General features: G+C 59.9%; 17 protein-coding genes. 8 read left to right on the top strand and 9 right to left on the bottom strand.

The genetic code is table 11. From position 1 onward, the window contains the following. Positions 1 to 16 precede the first annotated feature (16 nt). Positions 17 to 520, bottom strand: a complete 504-nt coding sequence (locus tag GWR55_RS00980) for a DUF3761 domain-containing protein (RefSeq protein WP_162400590.1) — start codon at positions 518 to 520, stop codon at positions 17 to 19. Positions 521 to 824: 304 nt separating this feature from the next. On the opposite strand from GWR55_RS00980, the gene GWR55_RS00975 reads away from it, so the two are divergent. The 3 genes from GWR55_RS00975 to GWR55_RS00965 are packed head-to-tail and all read left to right on the top strand — an operon-like array spanning position 825 to position 2664. Next, positions 825 to 1019 carry a hypothetical protein gene (locus GWR55_RS00975; protein WP_162400589.1) on the top strand — a complete coding sequence of 65 codons (195 nt, stop codon included), beginning with the start codon at positions 825 to 827 and terminating at the stop codon, positions 1017 to 1019. A gap of 49 nt (positions 1020 to 1068) precedes the next feature. Further along, complete coding sequence (locus GWR55_RS00970; RefSeq protein ID WP_162400588.1) at positions 1069 to 2025, top strand: TerC/Alx family metal homeostasis membrane protein; 957 nt, start codon at positions 1069 to 1071, stop codon at positions 2023 to 2025. Between the two features lie 54 nt (positions 2026 to 2079). Further along, positions 2080 to 2664 (top strand): PepSY domain-containing protein, encoded by a 585-nt coding sequence (locus tag GWR55_RS00965; RefSeq protein WP_162400587.1) that lies wholly within the window; start codon positions 2080 to 2082, stop codon positions 2662 to 2664. A 65-nt stretch (positions 2665 to 2729) separates the two neighbouring features. Here GWR55_RS00965 and GWR55_RS19030 read toward each other — a convergent pair whose 3' ends face one another. Next, on the bottom strand, positions 2730 to 3389 hold the full coding sequence (locus GWR55_RS19030; RefSeq protein ID WP_202925607.1) for a DVUA0089 family protein: 660 nt from the start codon (positions 3387 to 3389) through the stop codon (positions 2730 to 2732). Between the two features lie 238 nt (positions 3390 to 3627). Then, positions 3628 to 5274, bottom strand: a complete 1647-nt coding sequence (gene nadB / locus GWR55_RS00955) for an L-aspartate oxidase (RefSeq protein ID WP_238398556.1) — start codon at positions 5272 to 5274, stop codon at positions 3628 to 3630. Positions 5275 to 5347: 73 nt separating this feature from the next. Here nadB and aroB point away from each other — a divergent pair, with 73 nt between their 5' ends. The 4 genes from aroB to GWR55_RS00935 are packed head-to-tail and all read left to right on the top strand — an operon-like array spanning position 5348 to position 9563. Further along, the gene (gene aroB, locus GWR55_RS00950) at positions 5348 to 6484 is read left to right on the top strand and encodes a 3-dehydroquinate synthase (RefSeq protein WP_162400585.1); all 1137 of its coding nucleotides are present in this window, start codon (positions 5348 to 5350) and stop codon (positions 6482 to 6484) included. Continuing rightward, on the top strand, positions 6481 to 7260 hold the full coding sequence (locus tag GWR55_RS00945) for a ubiquinone/menaquinone biosynthesis methyltransferase (RefSeq protein ID WP_162400584.1): 780 nt from the start codon (positions 6481 to 6483) through the stop codon (positions 7258 to 7260). Before aroB ends, GWR55_RS00945 begins: the two co-directional genes overlap by 4 nt. Before the next feature lie 36 nt (positions 7261 to 7296). Next, positions 7297 to 8751 (top strand): cation-efflux pump, encoded by a 1455-nt coding sequence (locus tag GWR55_RS00940; protein WP_370521264.1) that lies wholly within the window; start codon positions 7297 to 7299, stop codon positions 8749 to 8751. After that, positions 8748 to 9563 carry a PASTA domain-containing protein gene (locus GWR55_RS00935; protein ID WP_162400583.1) on the top strand — a complete coding sequence of 272 codons (816 nt, stop codon included), beginning with the start codon at positions 8748 to 8750 and terminating at the stop codon, positions 9561 to 9563. The genes GWR55_RS00940 and GWR55_RS00935 overlap by 4 nt, the downstream gene beginning before the upstream one ends. A 15-nt stretch (positions 9564 to 9578) precedes the next feature. On the opposite strand, the gene GWR55_RS00930 is transcribed toward GWR55_RS00935, so the two are convergent. Beyond that, complete coding sequence (locus GWR55_RS00930) at positions 9579 to 10775, bottom strand: transcription antitermination factor NusB (protein ID WP_162400582.1); 1197 nt, start codon at positions 10773 to 10775, stop codon at positions 9579 to 9581. Positions 10776 to 11059: 284 nt separating this feature from the next. Beyond that, on the bottom strand, positions 11060 to 11899 hold the full coding sequence (locus GWR55_RS00925) for an AraC family transcriptional regulator (protein ID WP_162400581.1): 840 nt from the start codon (positions 11897 to 11899) through the stop codon (positions 11060 to 11062). 160 nt (positions 11900 to 12059) lie between these two features. On the opposite strand from GWR55_RS00925, the gene GWR55_RS00920 reads away from it, so the two are divergent. Continuing rightward, on the top strand, positions 12060 to 12227 hold the full coding sequence (locus GWR55_RS00920; protein WP_162400580.1) for a hypothetical protein: 168 nt from the start codon (positions 12060 to 12062) through the stop codon (positions 12225 to 12227). A 2-nt stretch (positions 12228 to 12229) separates the two neighbouring features. On the opposite strand, the gene fmt is transcribed toward GWR55_RS00920, so the two are convergent. The 4 genes from fmt to GWR55_RS00900 all read right to left on the bottom strand — a co-directional run bounded on the left by fmt (position 12230) and on the right by GWR55_RS00900 (position 16572). Continuing rightward, a complete protein-coding gene (gene fmt, locus GWR55_RS00915; protein WP_162400579.1) occupies positions 12230 to 13162 on the bottom strand; it encodes a methionyl-tRNA formyltransferase in 933 nt (310 codons plus the stop codon). Positions 13163 to 13206: 44 nt separating this feature from the next. Continuing rightward, complete coding sequence (gene def / locus GWR55_RS00910) at positions 13207 to 13731, bottom strand: peptide deformylase (protein ID WP_238398555.1); 525 nt, start codon at positions 13729 to 13731, stop codon at positions 13207 to 13209. Position 13732: 1 nt separating this feature from the next. After that, positions 13733 to 14908, bottom strand: coding sequence for a chorismate synthase (gene aroC, locus GWR55_RS00905; protein ID WP_162400578.1), 1176 nt, complete (start codon positions 14906 to 14908; stop codon positions 13733 to 13735). A gap of 557 nt (positions 14909 to 15465) precedes the next feature. Beyond that, entirely contained in the window at positions 15466 to 16572 is a 1107-nt protein-coding gene (locus GWR55_RS00900) for a 3'-5' exoribonuclease YhaM family protein (RefSeq protein WP_162400577.1), read from the bottom strand. Positions 16573 to 16596 lie beyond the last annotated feature (24 nt).

The raw sequence follows: 16596 nt of genomic DNA, 5'->3' as shown, positions 1-16596 counted from the left end.
CGTGGAGCCCTCGGCATTACTTGGTACACGGATGGTTGTGGTCCGGACGTGCCCCCTTCGCCTTGGCATCGGCCTCTGACATGTAGGCCCCCTGTTTCGTCTTACCGTAGAACTGTGATCCGGAACAGTGGTACACGTTCGTTTCAGTATTCACCCACACCATCCCGGCACCTCCACCAGGAGCTGCAGTCCTCGAAGCTACATTGACATGCGAAGCCGGCTTCGGTGCCGGAGCAGGCATCGCCGCAGGGGCTGGCGCAGACGCAGGAGCAGGGGTGGGAGCAGGCATTGCTGCCTTGCTGCTCGGCGCCGCTGTTGCTGGTGACGTCGAAGTTGAGGACAGCCACTGCTTGATTCCCTTATGACCGCGGCAGGCCCCGCTCTTTGATGCCGCCGTGGTATAGGTACCATCCTTGCACACGCCGGTTGCCCCTGCGGGTGCAGCAGATTGAGCGTTCATGGCGCCAAGAGCAAAGACTGTAGCGGCCACAACGGAGAGAGAGAAGGATAGATACTTCATCAAGCGCTCCTTTTCTACTTCAGGATCAGAACTGCGGCGGTGGTGCGGAATATAGTAGTCCCGGCCCTTTGGCCTGTCGCCAGAAACTTTTGGCCCATCCAAACCGGGGAAAGACCACTCCCAACCCTGTAGATTCCCAGGATGGGCCTTATAGTTGGCTTGAGTGGAAACATCTTCCTCACTCGCGCTCACCTTATACCGATCTCTGCCGATATTCCCCTAATATGGGATGGTCGGGTAATACTCTCCTTCCCTAACCTTTGGATTCGGACATGGATCCAGGCTGTGGATGGAAGGAGAAAAAATGCGGCTATCAAAGATTCTGCCCGGTTACCGGAACCGGGATACCTGGCCACGCCAGCGGGAAGGACAAGGAAGCTACTTCGAACTTCATCCACTGGCCGAAGTTCTCCGTGGTCTTCTCTACACCTCTGTACTCTGGGGTTTGCTGGCCGTCGGAGTGTATTCGGTCTACGCAATCGTTCTAGGGATCCGTTAGAGAAGCCAGTCTCCACTTGTGGGTGCAGGCACGATAGCATCGTAGAGAGATGCCTGACGCCACGCCACTGGAACACTGGATAGGATTTCATGTCTTCGTCGTCGTGCTGATGGCGGTGGAGTACCTCTTCACACGCTGGCAGCGGTCGAGGCGTCCCGCCTCCGAGACTCTCCATTCCAATGCCGTAGCAGCAACCATCATGTGGGTCGGCGCTGCCCTGGCCTTCGCTCTCTTCGTCTACCGGTCACTCGGGGGCGAATCCGCTACTCAGTACCTGGCGGGCTACGCCATCGAAGAAGCACTCTCCATCGACAATCTCTTCGTCTTCCTGCTCCTCTTCAAACTCTTTCGCATTGAGCCGCTCTATCAGCCAAAGGTGCTGTTCTGGGGAGTTGCCGGCGCAATCGTCATGCGCGGCGCCTTCATCGTCGCCGGAATCGGCCTGCTCACGCGGTTCGAGTGGGTCAGCTACATCTTCGCCGTCATTCTTCTGGTCGCCTCCATCCGTCTCGTCCTGCCGGAAGACGAGGCAAAAAAAGAGGAGACACCCCGGTGGCTCAAATGGATCTCCAACCTCCACCCCGTCAGCCCCCGGCAAGACAGCTTCTTCGTTCGGGAGAACGGCAGGCGCATGGCTACCGTTCTTCTGATCGCCCTCATAGCCATCGAGGTCACCGATCTCGTCTTCGCCATCGACTCTATCCCTGCCGTACTCTCCATCACCCGCCACCCCTTCCTGGCCTATACCTCCAACATCATGGCCGTCATGGGATTACGTTCTCTGTACTTCCTGCTGGCCCATCTCCTCACGCGCCTGAAGTATCTCCATTACGGCCTTGCTGCCGTGCTCGCCTTCGCCGCCATCAAAATGCTCAGCGCACACTTCATCGACATCTCCCCTGTCCTTTCCCTGGGAGTCGTTGCTGCTCTTCTGGCCGTTACCATAGGAATCTCTCTGCTGGCCCCTTCTCCCGCCGGCGGAGCAGCTCCAAAGAAAAATTCCTGAAAATATACGACCGATCTTGTCCGAATTAAATTTTTCCGCTAAAACTAAGAAATCATGTCTCGTTCGTCTGCGCATGCTTTCCTGCGGATCTGCCGCCTGATCCATCTCTATCTCGGAATCTTTACGGCGCCTGCCCTGATCTTTTTCGCCTTTACCGGTGCTCTCCAGACCTTCAGTCTGCACGAGACCACACGCGGAAGCTCCTACAAGCCACCAGCCTGGGCCGTCACTCTCGGACAGATTCACAAGAAGCAGACGCCAGTCGTGCCCGTCCGCAAGCGCCCAGTGGAGACTGTTGCAGCCCCGGATGCGCGAGCCGAGGGACGCGCCCCGCATTTCGAGGAGCCAAGGACTGATCCAGGGACTGACTCACGAGCTGATTCACGGAGTAGTGAACTCCGCACCACCCCTGCAGTTGCAGCTCCTTCACCCGCCGGACTGCCTACCCAGCAGGCTCCTGCAGGGAAAAAACATCATCCTCTGCCCCTGAAGATCTTCTTTCTGATTGTCGCCATCGGGTTGTTTCTCTCGACCGTCACCGGAATCTACATGTCTTACAAGTACATGAGAAACCGCGTCATGGTCACTGCGCTGCTTGTTCTGGGAACAATTCTCCCCGTGGCTCTTGTCTTCGTCTAGCGGTGCTCTCTTCAAAAAGAAAGCGGCGCAAGCGTTCTCGCGCCGCCGTCGCCCTTCAAAAAGGTTTACAGGCTGAATCGCCGGCGTGCAAACCCGGCCAGGCCAACCAGCCCGGACCCGAGCAGCGCAATGGTCGAAGGTTCAGGGACAGCTGAGGGCGGAGGCTGGTCCGGGGTGCTCGCCGACTCGACGCCCAGGATATCGAAAGCCCAGTGCGAGTCACGGAAGTGCCCCGTGGCATCGCAGTAGGTACCGACTCCACTACAGTCGGAATCCGGCAGCGCTCCCCCCGTGAAGCCATCGCCCAGTGTGGGCCCGACGGCGAAGTTGGCGTAGTCCATGACGGATACGGTATACACACCGGGCGTCAGGTTATTGACTGCCAGGTAGGTGTCATACTGCGCTCCCGTGACCGAATCTGCAGGAACGGCGCTTCCACCATCGTCGTTCTGATTGATGTAAATAGCGCTCGCTCCGGATCCCTGGAAGAGAGCCAGAATGGGGTCGAATCCGCCTTCGGCGATCGTCTGCCCCTGGGCGTTCACTCCACCTGCATAGGACCACGTGCGAAGAACCACGTTGGAATTGGACCCAACCGTAAACGTGAATAGCTGAACATCATTGATGTTGTTGAAGTTCCCTGTAAATGAAAAATCGTCTGCATGTGCGGCAACAGACGAGAATGCGAGAACGCAGGCGGCAACTAACAGCTTTCCAATACGCATGGAAGGTTATCTCCTTGAGCTTATGCTTCTTTGGTTTTGAGATCTGAAAAACTTCACTCTCGGAAGCAGTACTCAGATGATTGCTATGAAGTTTTTCAAGGGGGGCCCGCAGCGTGATGTCATCACGTCTGCGGCCAAATGTCTCGATCCATAAATTGATGAAGAATAAAGGAGAAGGAATCAAGCCGCTCTGAAGAGTATGCAAAAAATCTTCGCATCAAGTAGAAAGGAACTTCCCTTACGCACCGCCCTGGACCGCCTCTGCCGGATTCAGATCCTCTCGGAAGATGAGCTGATCCGCCTCCAGGACAGAGTGTCGCGCGACCGCGTCGTGCTCCGGATAATCGTTCCGATAATGTGCACCACGACTCTCCCTGCGTCCCTGGGCCGACAGCACGATCATTGTCGCAATCGCATGAAGATTTCTTGCTTCAATAGCCCGCCGCGAAAGCCCCTTTGGCATCGTCTCCTGCAACGCCTTGAGGACCCGCTGCATACTCTCGAGGCCGGAGGAATCACGGAGCAGCCCGGCGTAGGTCCACATATTTTTTTTCAGATCATCAATCCAGCGCTCGATCTGGTCATCCGCTGTCCGGCCCTCTGCTGTTGCTTTGCATGTCGAAGCTTCCATCGAACCCTGCGGAATCGTATTCCCCTGGCTATCGCTCATCATCGACTCTGCCGCCAGGGCGCCAAAGACCAGTCCCTCCAGCAGTGAGTTCGAGGCCAGCCGGTTGGCTCCATGAACACCCGTGCAGGCCGCCTCTCCTGCTGCATACAGGCCACTCAGGGTCGTGCGGCCATGCACGTCGGTCAGGATGCCACCCATGAGGTAGTGCGCCGCCGGTCGTACCGGAATCAGGTCGCGGTTTAAATCAAGGAGATACCCTGCGAGGAAACGTGAGATTCCCGGGAACCGCACCGTCAGGTCTTTCTTCACATGACGCATATCCAGGTACACCGGGCCATCCATTCCCTCGTGGGTAATCGCGCGGGCGACAACGTCCCGTGGAGCAAGCTCCAGCAAAGGATGGTAACGCTGCATAAAACGCTCGCCCCGGGCGTTGACCAGATACGCTCCCTCCCCGCGCAGAGCCTCACTCAACAGAAATCGCGGAGCATTCGGCGCACTGAAGGCGGTGGGATGAAACTGGTAAAACTCCATATCGCTGATAGCGGCTCCCGCTCTCCACGCAATCGCAATCCCGTCCCCTGTTGCCACCGGAGGATTCGTCGTATCGCTGTACACCTGCCCGGCGCCGCCACTGGCAATCAGAGTCGCCTTCGCATGCACTGTCAGGATTCCACCCTCACCGTCAAGCAGCGTCGCCCCAGTCACTGCGCGCCGCCCATCATGGCTCTGGGTCAGAAGATCAATGCAGGTCGTCCACTCCAGCAGACGGATGTTCGGAATCGCGCGGGCGTGACGCAGCAGCGAGACGGCGATCTCCCTGCCGGTGGCATCCCCGTTCGCATGCAGGATGCGGGAGCGGCTGTGTGCTGCTTCCCGCGTAAACATCAGCTTGCCGTTCTCACGGTCGAAAGCCGTGCCCCACTCCAGAAGCTCCTCAACGCGACGCGGACCCTCCTCCACCAGAACGCGGGCGGCTCTCTCATCGACCAGGCCATCCCCGGCCGCCACCGTGTCTTTCAGATGGAGGACAACATCTTCTTCCCCACTCATGGCGACCGCGATGCCGCCCTGCGCATAGGCGGTATTCGATTCGGCCAGCTCTTCCTTGGTAACCACGAGGACAGACCCGGCTCCGGCCAGGCGAATCGCCGCACTCAGGCCGGCGATCCCGGCTCCAATCACAAGAAAATCGACAGGGTAGTCAGACAGGTTTGCGGCAGTGGAATCAGCGGACGGCACAGCGTTCGGCACGACGTCTCCTCGCATTCGATGCTATCCGATCCAGTAGGAGTTCAAGAAATCCTTACGATAGGATGAAGGTACTGTGCCTTCGATCCAGCTTAAGACGCCCACTGCCAGCTACGAGATCACGATCGGCTCCGGCCTCATCAAAACGCTTCCGCGACGTCTTGCCCGTCTTAAAAATGGCAGGCCTTTCCGCCCCTTCCTCGTAACTTCGTCTGAGATCTGGGGACTCTGGGGAAGACAGGTCAGCGCAGCCTTTGGAAAAGAACAGCCGACCGTCCTCTTTCTTCCCGCGGGGGAAAAGCACAAACGGCTTCGCACGGTTGAGTCTCTGCTGGAGCAGCTCGCCGCAGCCGGAGCCGATCGTGACGCCCTGCTGGTCGCGTTCGGCGGAGGTGTCGTCGGCGACGTCACCGGCTTTCTCGCTGCCATCTACATGCGCGGGGTCTCCTACGTTCAGGTCCCAACCACCCTGCTGGCCCAGGTAGACTCCTCTATCGGCGGTAAGACCGGTGTCAATCTTGCCGCAGGCAAAAATCTCGTCGGCAGCTTTCACCACCCTCTCGCGGTCCTGGCCGACACCGACTTGCTAAAAACTCTTCCCCTTGCCGAGTTGCGCGCCGGGCTGCAGGAATCCATTAAGGCCGGCATCATTCGCGACCCGAAGCTCTTCCGCTATCTGGAGAACAATGCCGAGGCCGTGCTCAAGGGAGATGCAAAGGCTCTGACCCACGTCGTAGCTGCCAGTGTTCGCGTGAAGGCCGACGTGGTCGCCAACGACGAGCGGGAATCCGGCCTGCGCATGATCCTCAACTACGGCCACACGCTCGGCCATGCCATTGAAGCAGCGACCGGATACAAGCAGCTTCTGCACGGCGAAGCCGTCGGCTGGGGAAGCATCGCTGCCACGCATCTTGGCCTGATGCGCGGCATGATCGGCCAGGCAGATGCGGACCGCATGATTCAACTCATCCTGCGCTACGGTCCACTTACCCCAGCCACAGTCCGCGCTGCAAAGCTGGTCGATCTGACCGCAAATGACAAAAAGAACCGCAGCGGCACGTTGAACTACGTTCTTCCCGCAGCGATCGGAAAGGCCGTGGTGGTCCGCGACGTCACTCGTGACGAACTGCTGGAGGCAGCCGGCTGGATGCTCGAACAGATGAAGTCCGCCGGTCGCAACAGCAAAAAGAAATCGGAAAAGAAGCGCCGATGACCTCCATCCCCCAACACCTTCGGAAAGAGCATGAGCTCTCGACCGGAGCGCGTCCCACAGGCGCAGTGACCGAACAGGCTGCGGCTGCCAATGTCCAGCAGATGTTCAACGCCATCGCGCCCCGGTACGATCTGCTGAATCATCTTCTCTCCGTGGGCCTCGACCGCTGGTGGTGGGCTAGGACAGCGCGAACCTTTCGCCCCATTCTCCTCCGGCCCGAAGCTCGCGTGCTCGATCTTTGCTGCGGCACCGGCGACATGACCCTGGCCCTGATGAAGTACCGGCCGCACAACGCCGGCGAGGCTCCGGTTCTTGCGGTCGACTTTTCCCCCGAAATGCTGGAGCGCGGCAGGCAGAAGTTCGCCGGTCACAATATCGTCGCCATTGAAGCCGATGCCCTTCACCTTCCCATTGAAGACAACACCCTCTCGCTCGTCACCTCCGCCTTCGGCTTCCGCAACCTTGCCAACTACGAAGAAGGCCTGGCCGAGCTCTATCGAGTGCTGCACTCCGGCGGCGAGATCGGAATTCTGGATTGCAACCAGCCCGAAGGGCTTGTAGGCGTCATCTATGACCTTTACTTCAAGCGGATTCTCCCCAGGATCGGAGCCATGATCTCCAACGCGGAGGCCTACCGCTACCTTCCCGCCTCCGTGGAACGCTTTCCTCGCCCGAAACGAATGCTCGAGATGATTCGCGCCGCAGGTTTTCGTGATGACACATGGACCGGATACACCTTCGGCACGGCGGGCCTGTATCGCGCAGTCAAGCCCTGATGCGCGACTGAAGCGGGCACGGTAGCATTGAGTCCAGTGAGCCAGATCATCCCATCCCAGCAGGCCCGGATCGAGCCCCGGATCGACACCCGGGAAAAGCGCTCCGCGGCCCTGTCTTCGCTGCTGGCCGCAATCGGGATCACCTTACTCAAGTTCATGACCGGGGTGATGACGGGCTCGCTGGGCATGCTCTCCGAGGCCGCTCATTCGACCGTGGACATGGTGGCCGCTGGTATCACGCTGCTCTCGGTCCGCGTCTCTGATCTTCCCGCCGATGAGACGCACCACTACGGCCATGGCAAGATCGAGAACCTCTCGGCCTTCACGGAAGTCGTCATCATGCTTGGCTCCTGCGTCTGGATCGTCACCGAGGCCATCAGCCGCATCACCTCACGCGAACACATCTCGCTGCGGCCATCCGTCTGGCCCTTCCTGGTGCTTCTGCTCTCCATCGCGGTCGACTTCTCCCGTTCGCGTCACTTGCATCATGTCGCCCAGCAGTCCTCCAGCCAGGCCCTCGAAGCCGACGCCATCCACTTCGGCACGGACATCTGGTCATCTCTGGCCGTCCTGATCGGCCTCACAGCCTCCTTGGTAGGAAGCCGGCTCGGAATCTCCGCACTACAGTTGGCCGACCCCATCGCCGCTCTCGTCGTCTCGGCTATCATCCTTCGTGTTACCTGGAAGCTCGGACGCAAAACGGTCGATGCCCTGCTCGATGCCACTCCCAAAGAGATCCGGACAGCCATTCGCGATCTTAATCGAGAGCTTGGCGCTATACCGGGAGTCGTCGATGTCACCCGTCTTAGAACGCGACGCTCCGGTGCCGAATACTTCGTCGACCTGACCCTGGGCCTCCCTCGCAATCTGACCTTCCAGCGCACCGAGCAGGTCACCCGCGAAGCCACCGCAGCCGTAGAACGCAAACTACCTGGCGCCGATGTCGTCATCCATACCGTTCCCATGGCGACCGGAACCGAGAGCGTGCACGACCGCATCCGCGCAGTAGCCGCCCGTATGAATCTCACGATCCACGACGTCACCGTCCAGAGGTACGGCCAGCAGCTGCAGGTGGAACAGCATCTGGAGGTCAACGAGACCATGTCCCTCCAGCAGGCCCACGACCTCGCCACCCGTCTCGAAGCGGAGATCCAGCGCGAGATCCCCGAAGTGGCCTCCATCCTGACGCACATCGAAAGCGAACCGGCGACCATCGAACACCCCCAGTCGCAGGAGCCTGACCGCGATCTCGAACGCCGTCTGCGCAACGTCGCCACTGCATTTCCCGAGATCCTCGACATCCACGATGTCATGGTCATCCGCATGGGAGCGCACGTGCAGGTCAACTGCCACTGCACGATGCCCGACGATCTCCCCATGTCCAAAGTGCACTCTGTCATCACTTCGCTCGAAGGCGCCTTTAAACTGGAGGTACCCGGGGTGGACCGCCTTCTGATCCATCCCGAACCGGCAACGGATAACCGACGATGAATACTGTGCGTGTGCGCTTCGTGGGCTGGGCCCCCGTTCGACGCTTCTTCAATATCGTTCTCGGCGCAATGGCGATGATCGCCGTAGCTCTCGTGTCTGCGTTTCTCTCGATGAGGCTCGCCATCCATGGACACGAGGTCAAAGTCCCTCAGCTGGCCAACATGACGATTTCCGAGGCCAGCCGCAGGGCCAGTGCGCTCGGGCTGCGCCTTCAGCTTGAAAACCGCTTCTACTCCCCCAACGTCCCCGCAGGTAAAGTGCTCGCGCAATACCCCGTCGCCGGCGCGACCGTACGCCGACAGTGGCCGGTCCGCGTCACCGAAAGCCTGGGCATCCAGCGCGTCACGATCCCCGACGTGATCGGAGAGGGTGAGCGCGCTGCCTCCATCAATCTGCGACGGCTGGGACTTGAGCTCGGCACGGTCGGACACGTCTCCCTGGCAGGCACTGCAAGCACCGTCATCGCACAGACTCCGGCCGCCGGAGCGAAGGGCGTCGACCGTCCCAAGGTCAGCATCCTGCTCAACGATGGTCCCGATGAGTCTGCCCAAGGCTACGTCATGCCATCGCTCGTTGGATTCACGCTCTCCGGCGCCTATGCGCGCGCATCCGCCTCCGGCCTTCGCATCGTCAGCGCCGAGGATGTCACACCGAACGCTCCACTCCCCACGACTCCCGCGCCACAGCCTGTGCCGCAGCCAAATCCCCCGGCGCCCACCGGACTCACCCCCGGCATCGTCGTCGCACAGAGCCCTCTCGCCGGGCATCGCGTGGCTCGGGGAGACACCGTGCGTCTCTCACTTGTCCATTAGCAAACGCGGGCCCGATCAGCCCACCCGCTCCATCAGCGCCGCGAAGAACCCGTCTCCAGGATGAACTCCAGGCAGCGTGCGCAGATACTCTCCTCGCACAGCACCCTCAAGTTTCCCGTTTAGAAGTTCCTGCTTGCGCAGCAGCGGCTCAACAGAAACCGCCCGGACAACTCCCGCAAACTCCTTCTCTGCCAGCACCGCTTCTACCACCCGCTCACACTCCTCCGGCTCAAGCGAACACGTGGAGTACAGCAGCCGTCCTCCCGGCTCAAGCGCCTTCAGAGCCGCGCTAAGAATCTTTCTCTGCCGGCTCGCATGACGCGACAAATCTGCAGGCATCAGGCGAAGCCGTATCTCCGGATTCCGCGCCAGCGTTCCGGTCCCGCTGCACGGCACGTCCGCCAGAATCAGGTCGAAGGTCCCCAGCGATGCAGGCGGCAGCGTCGCATCTACTACCTCGATCTCCATCGCAGCAGCATAGGAATATTCCGCAATCCGCGACCGCATGGCCGTCAAACGTCGGGGACTCACATCGGTAGCCAAAACCTTCGCTCCCGGCAGCCGCTTCGCCAGAATCAGCGACTTCCCTCCGGGCGCGGCGCATGTATCCCACACACGAGCAGCCCCCGGCGCTGCTACGGCAGCCAACTCCGCAACCAGCCGTGAGCCATCGTCCATTCGGGGCAGGTCCTGCTCTGCCGAATCTGCAAACAACTCCGGCGCACCAAGCTCCCTCTGCCCTGCCTCACATATTTTTATTGCCACCGAGCGGCCATAGTTTGACGCCCAGCGCTCCACCATCCACCCGGGATGCGACAGCCGGGTGGCAAGCGCCGAGGTGCTCTCATGGATCGGCCTTCCCGGCTTCTGGGTCATCACCTTGCGCAGAATCGCATTGGCCATCCCCGTAGCATGCGGATTTCCCGAGGCGCGCACCAGCTCCACGCTCTCGTTGATAGCCGCATGCGGAGGAATCCGATCCAAATGAAGCAGTTGAAACGCCCCTAGCCGCAAAGCGATGGCGACCGGCTCTGCCAAACGCTGATCTGGCCTCTGCAGCATCGTCTGAATGCGGCCATCCAGCGCAATCTGCCAGCGCAGCGTGCCTAGAACCAGCGCCGTCGCAAGGTTGCGGTCCTCCGCAGAGAGTCCCGCCGTATGCGAAGAGTGCAGAAGGTCGTCGCTGTTCCCCCTTCCGGAAGCAACCAGCATTAATATCTCAAAGGCTGCCGCGCGGGAGGAAGAGACCGGTTTGGAAGAATTGGAATGCCTGGACAATGGAAGACTTCTCTTACTCAAGAATACCTTCGTTCAAGAAACCTCTTCTCACGGTCCACCCCACACCCGTTCCTGAAGACATCATCCGCTCCCCGCCATCCTTTTCCTAAAAAGTGTCATCCTGAGCGAAGCCTCTCGCAGGCTTCACCGCGAGAGGCGCAGTCGAAGGATCTGCGGTTCCGATTGCACTCAACACAACAAGCACGCGGCCGTCGCACTTAACCCTGTTTCCGCCACGCCCCAGGCGTCACCCCAACACGCCGACGAAACGCCCGAACAAAGTTCACCGGCGACTGGAAACCCGTCATCCCAGCCACCTCCTGGACCGCCCAGGCATGGTCCTTCAGGAGCCATTTGGCCCGGTCGATCCGCTGATCCAGCAGATACTGGTATGGTGTCTGCCCCGTCACCGAACGAAACTCACGCGCAAAGTGAAAGGAACTCAACCCAGCCTCGCGCGCAATCTCATCCAGATGAAGGTCGCGATCCATATTCGCGGTCATGAACTCCATCACCCGGCGCAGCTGCGGAACCGGCAGTCCTCCACGAGCGGGTCCAAGGTTCACCGGATCGAACGCATGCCTGCGTAACAGCGCACTGGCCAGGTTCGCCGCAGTCAGATCGGCGTAGAGCCGGCCCAGCGGCCAGCCCTCGGATGCTTCACGGCCCATCTCCGCCAGAATCCTCTGCAGCCCGGCATCGTTCACCGACCAGCCAGTCTTGAACTCCGGCATCCTCGCATCCGCGCTCGACGCAACTTCCTCCAGAAGCCCCGGCTTCAGCGAGACGATCAGGCGTTCTGAAGCACCCTTCCACAAGGTCCTGTCGCGGGTACCCGGAGGAACCACCATGATCGAACCGGGAAACGTCCTCTCCACCCCGTGGCGCCCCTCCGACCACCACTGCATCTGGTCATCGCCACGCACCTGCAGGTGCAGACACAGCTCCCGGTGCTCGTGCTCCGGAAGCTCCATGGAAGGAATCTCATGGCGCTCCAGCAGAACGCCGCGCCAGGGCTGCTCCCCGACGTGATGAGCGGCACACGGCAGCAACGGCACAACCTCATTGCCCCGAACCACTGAAATCCGGCTTTGTTCCGAATCCTTCACCTGGTTAAAAGATGCCCCGCAGACCCCAAAGAAGCAATTGCCGGTTTCACCGCAAGATTTGCATATCCGCCACAGAGATTCAGTCCATCTTTAATAACTGGAGAGAACGATGCGAAGACTTACCGATCTCATCAGCGAAAGCTTTATCTGGGGCGTAGGCATCACCCGTCCCCGCCCCGGTCAGGAGCGGATGGCAGCTCTCTACATTACCGCAACCCTCGTAGCTTCCATTCTGGCTGCCGTTGGTATGTTCTTCCTGCTGCTGCACCGTATCTAAGATCAAACGCCGAGACGCTCGCCGGAGTTGATCTGGTACCCTCGCGCAAACTCTTCTGCAGGCATACGCTTCTTGCCCTCCACCTGCACCTCGTCGAGCACGATTGTCCCGCTTCCGCATCCCACCAGCACCTTTCCTTCATGCAGATGAATGACGCCGGGTGCAATCTTGTCCGGGTGGTCGGCGCAGTGCAGCCGATGGACGATCAGCTTCTTCTCTCGAAACACGGTAAACGCACCCGGCCAGGGCTGAAATCCACGCCAGCGGTCACGAATCTGTTTTGCTGTTCGGTCGAAGTCGATCCGCCCGTCCTCCCGGCTGAGAATGGGCGCATGGGTCGCCAGTCTCTCATCCTGCGAGGTGGGAAAGAGCTCACCCGCTTCCAGGCGCCGAAGCGTCTCCACCATCAACGGAGCCCCAACTTCGGCAAGATTCTCGTAGACATCCTCCGATGTCTCCTCTTCTCCGATGGGAATCGCCTGCGCCAGCAACATCGGCCCGGTATCGAGACCAGCGTCCAGCCGCATCGTCGTCACGCCCGTCACCGTCTCGCCGTTCGCCACCGCCCACTGAATCGGAGCAGCCCCCCTGTACTTCGGCAGAAGCGACCCGTGCAGGTTGATATTCCCGTGCCGGGGCAGGTTCAGCATCCATTCGGGGATGAGGCGCCCATAGGCGACCACAAGAATGGCGTCCGGCGCGATCTCCTCTAGCTTGGCGCGCAGTTCAGGATTGTTCTTGATCTTCTCCGGCTGCAGGACCGGAATGGAATGCGCCAGCGCAACCTGCTTGACCGGCGGAGCCTGCAACTTCTGGTCGCGGCCCACAGGCCTGTCCGGCTGGGTAAGGACCAGCGCAACCTCATGGCCGGCAGCGATCACAGCCTCCAGAACGGGAACAGCGAATTGCGGAGTTCCGCAGAAAACGAGTCTCATCTCGCCTCTATGCTATCTGCTTCCGCGCTGTGACGCAGGCGCGCCTACCACTCGCCGTTCTTCTGCATCTTCTTGATCCTGCGATGTACAAGATCACGCTTCAGACGGCTCAGCCGATCGATAAACAGAACGCCGTCCAGGTGATCGATCTCGTGCTGCAGGGCACGTGCCAGCAGTTCCTCGCCCTCCACCTCGAACCACTCACCTTCGACGTTCTGGGCGCGAACCCTCACCTTCGCAGCGCGGTTCACCTTCTCCCGGATCTCCGGCAGAGACAGGCAGCCCTCTTCCTCAAACTGCTTGCCCTCCCGCTCGACGATCTCGGGGTTGATGAGGACCAGCTTATCGGCGGGAACTTTCTTGAAGCTGACGTCGATCACCGTAAGCCGCTTCGACAGGCCAATCTGCGGCGCAGCCAGGCCAATGCCATGAGCCGCATACATCGACTCGAACATCTCCTCCACCAGCGTCTTCAGGTCTTCCCCAAACTCCGTCACGTCCTCGCCCCGCTTCGCCAGGACAGGATCGGGATACTTCACGATCTCATGGACTTTGATCTTTTTTGCCACGTCAGTACGCTCTTATCTGTTCAAGATAGCCTTTGTAGTTCCTCCGCAACTCTCCCAGGGAGTCGCCTCCGAACTTTTCCAGCACCAGCCGCGCTACGGTCAGGGCCACCATGGCCTCTGAGGCCACACCAGCCGCGGGCACCACACAGACGTCCGACCGCTCGTACGCAGCCTTCACCGGCTCACGTGTCTCGAAGCTCACGCTCCCCAGCGGTCGGCGCAGGGTCGAGATCGGCTTCAGATAGCCGCGCACCACGACATCCTCACCGTTTGAGATGCCGCCCTCGATCCCACCGGCATTGTTGTGCTCGCGGGAAAACTTCGTAAACCTCTCGTCGCTTCCCTCATAGCCGATAGCATCATGCACGGTCGAGCCAAGCGACTCGGCCGCCGTAACCCCTCGGCCAATCTCCACCGCCTTGACCGCCTGCAGGCTCATCACAGCCTGCGCCAGCAGACCGTCCAGCCGCTCGTCCCAGTTGACGTGGGTTCCAACTCCCGGAGGCAGACCGTGAACGACGACCTCAAAGACACCGCCTACCGTGTCGCCGGTGCGAAGAACGGCATCGACCTCCGCCTTCATGCGCGCCTCGTCCCCAGGATCGACACAGTTCAGCAGGATCTCTTCCTTCTGCGACAGAGCGACAATCTCATCCCACTGTGCCGGTCGTGACAGCTCCGCCTTACCCACCCGGATCACATGGGAGAGCACATGAACGTCAAGCTCGCGCAGAAGCAGCTTTGCGAGGGCACCTGAAGCCACTCGGGCACTGGATTCGCGAGCGCTAGCCCTTTCAAGGACATAGCGAGCATCATGGAAGTTGTACTTTAAAGCTCCAGCCAGGTCGGCATGCCCGGGACGCGGTGAAGCTACGGCCTTGTGCTTCGACGGATCACCTTCCTCGATGGGAAGGATCTCGGTCCAGTTCTTCCAGTCATTGTTGGCGATGGTCATCGCAACCGGCGAGCCGATGGTCTTTCCATGACGGACCCCGGAGAGAATATGCGCGCTGTCCCGCTCGATGCGCATGCGCCCGCCGCGGCCATACCCCCGCTGGCGGCGCCACAACTCGTGGCTGATGAACTCCTGATCGACCGGCACCCCGGCTGGAAGACCGCTCACCAGGGCGACGAGACTCTCGCCGTGGCTCTCACCTGCTGTGGAAAATCGAAGCATCGGACTGCGTAACCCTTATCGGACTGGCGTAATTCTTACAGTACTGGAGTAAATCATTATTGGGGCTGGCATAACAGTATTTGCTGGTGTAGCCAGTATTTGCTGTGTAGCAATTATTTTCTGGTTGTAACCATTTTTGCGCCGCTGTAAAAACCAGAAATATTATTGTAGCAATCGTGTTCACTTCCCCTGCGTCTCGTCCGCCCCTTCAGCGGGCTCAGCACCTGGATGACACGGCGAATCTCATCATCGCGCCCGATTATGGGGACGACGCAAAATGGCGCGAAGGTGGAGCGCCTGAAAGCCGGTTCCCCTCCAAAACTTTCCAGAAAGTGTCATCCTGAACGAAGCCCGAAGGGCGAAGTCGAAGGATCTGCGGTCTGGATGATGGCTGAGGCAAACCGCAGATCCTTCGACTCCTCTTCTCGCGATGAAGCGGCGAGAAGCTCCGCTCAGGATGACACTTTTGTCGGGAACTACATGGCTACACATCCGAATCGACTGCAATGATGTCTCAGCAAGCGACCGAGATGAGATTTGAGACATAGGTGAACACGCTAGTCGAAGAGGCTGCCACCTGCTGGTTCCGTGACAACGCCGGGTTCCTCCACCGCATCTTCCCGAACCACTGGCTCATCCACCGTTCTCTCGCCTGCGGCAGCAGTAATATCCTCCTCAGGGGTGGCTCCTTCCGTTAGATAAGCCCTTGAGTTGAAGAGCGGCCGCTCCATCGAGCGCACCCAGTCGGTCACCTCTCCCGCTCCCCTGCCCTGGGCGGCGGCGCTGGCAAAGGCATTCCGCAGGGTCTGCATCTTGGCCTCGAGATCGTCCAGCGTATTCAGCAGCAGGGCTTCGGGGGTCATCGGCAGCTTGGGCGAGCCGAACTCATACTTTCCATGATGGGAGAGGATCATGTGCTCCACCAACACACGCAGCTTCTGCGGGAAGGGGTCCAGTTGGCGGAACTTATCAGCCAGCATACCCTGGGCAATATTGATATGGCCGATCAACTGTCCCTCAAGGGTGTAGCCGAAGCTCGACTTCCAGTGCAGCTCGCGAATCTTGCCGATATCGTGCAGGATGGCCCCGGTCACCAGCAGGTCGGGGTCTACCTCCGGGTAGAACGGCGCGGTCGCGAGGCATACCCGAACCAGGGTCACCACATGCTCCAATAGGCCGCCGATCCAGGCGTGGTGGAGGATCTTGGCTGCGGGTGCGACCCGATAGGCCGCCGCGATCTCAGGATCATCCAGGAACGCGAATACAAGACGCCGAAGATCGGCGTTGGCAAAGTTCAGGACGTAGCCACGCAACTCCTCCCACATGGCATCGATGTCGAAGTGAGTCATCGGAAGATAGTCAGCCGGATCGATCTCCGTCTCGGCGGCGAAGCGGAGCCGCTGAAGGGCCATCTGGAACTTGTTCTGATACCTGGAGATCTGGCCCTGCACCTTGACGTAGCAGCCCTCAGAACAGGGAGTGATTGACTCCTGAAAGTCGTCCCACATGACTGCGGGCATCGAACCGGTCTTGTCGGTCAGGGTGACAGACAGAAACTGCCCACCGGTGCGCCGATCACGAATCTGCAACGAAGACAGAACAAAGTAGGACGTGACGGCCGCATTCTCGAAGCGGGGAGCGTCCGCAATAAAAAAATCTTTCATTGCAACCAGAATACGCCGGGCCTC

Source organism: Edaphobacter sp. 12200R-103, from assembly GCF_010093025.1.
In the GTDB taxonomy this organism is placed as follows: Bacteria; Acidobacteriota; Terriglobia; order Terriglobales; family Acidobacteriaceae; genus Edaphobacter.
Note: the sequence above shows the minus strand (reverse complement) of the source record. Positions and strands in the feature narration are given on the sequence as shown.

What these genes read in the sequence shown, in the direction of transcription:
- fmt (WP_162400579.1), bottom strand. Translation starts at nt 13,162, where the DNA reads ATGAGACTCGTTTTCTGCGGAACTCCGCAATTCGCTGTTCCCGTTCTG.
- GWR55_RS00980 (WP_162400590.1), bottom strand. Translation starts at nt 520, where the DNA reads ATGAAGTATCTATCCTTCTCTCTCTCCGTTGTGGCCGCTACAGTCTTT.
- GWR55_RS00935 (WP_162400583.1), top strand. Translation starts at nt 8,748, where the DNA reads ATGAATACTGTGCGTGTGCGCTTCGTGGGCTGGGCCCCCGTTCGACGC.
- aroC (WP_162400578.1), bottom strand. Translation starts at nt 14,908, where the DNA reads ATGCTTCGATTTTCCACAGCAGGTGAGAGCCACGGCGAGAGTCTCGTC.
- GWR55_RS00970 (WP_162400588.1), top strand. Translation starts at nt 1,069, where the DNA reads ATGCCTGACGCCACGCCACTGGAACACTGGATAGGATTTCATGTCTTC.
- GWR55_RS00975 (WP_162400589.1), top strand. Translation starts at nt 825, where the DNA reads ATGCGGCTATCAAAGATTCTGCCCGGTTACCGGAACCGGGATACCTGG.
- GWR55_RS00900 (WP_162400577.1), bottom strand. Translation starts at nt 16,572, where the DNA reads ATGAAAGATTTTTTTATTGCGGACGCTCCCCGCTTCGAGAATGCGGCC.
- GWR55_RS00965 (WP_162400587.1), top strand. Translation starts at nt 2,080, where the DNA reads ATGTCTCGTTCGTCTGCGCATGCTTTCCTGCGGATCTGCCGCCTGATC.
- GWR55_RS00930 (WP_162400582.1), bottom strand. Translation starts at nt 10,775, where the DNA reads ATGCTGGTTGCTTCCGGAAGGGGGAACAGCGACGACCTTCTGCACTCT.
- GWR55_RS00945 (WP_162400584.1), top strand. Translation starts at nt 6,481, where the DNA reads ATGACCTCCATCCCCCAACACCTTCGGAAAGAGCATGAGCTCTCGACC.
- GWR55_RS00920 (WP_162400580.1), top strand. Translation starts at nt 12,060, where the DNA reads ATGCGAAGACTTACCGATCTCATCAGCGAAAGCTTTATCTGGGGCGTA.
- GWR55_RS19030 (WP_202925607.1), bottom strand. Translation starts at nt 3,389, where the DNA reads ATGCGTATTGGAAAGCTGTTAGTTGCCGCCTGCGTTCTCGCATTCTCG.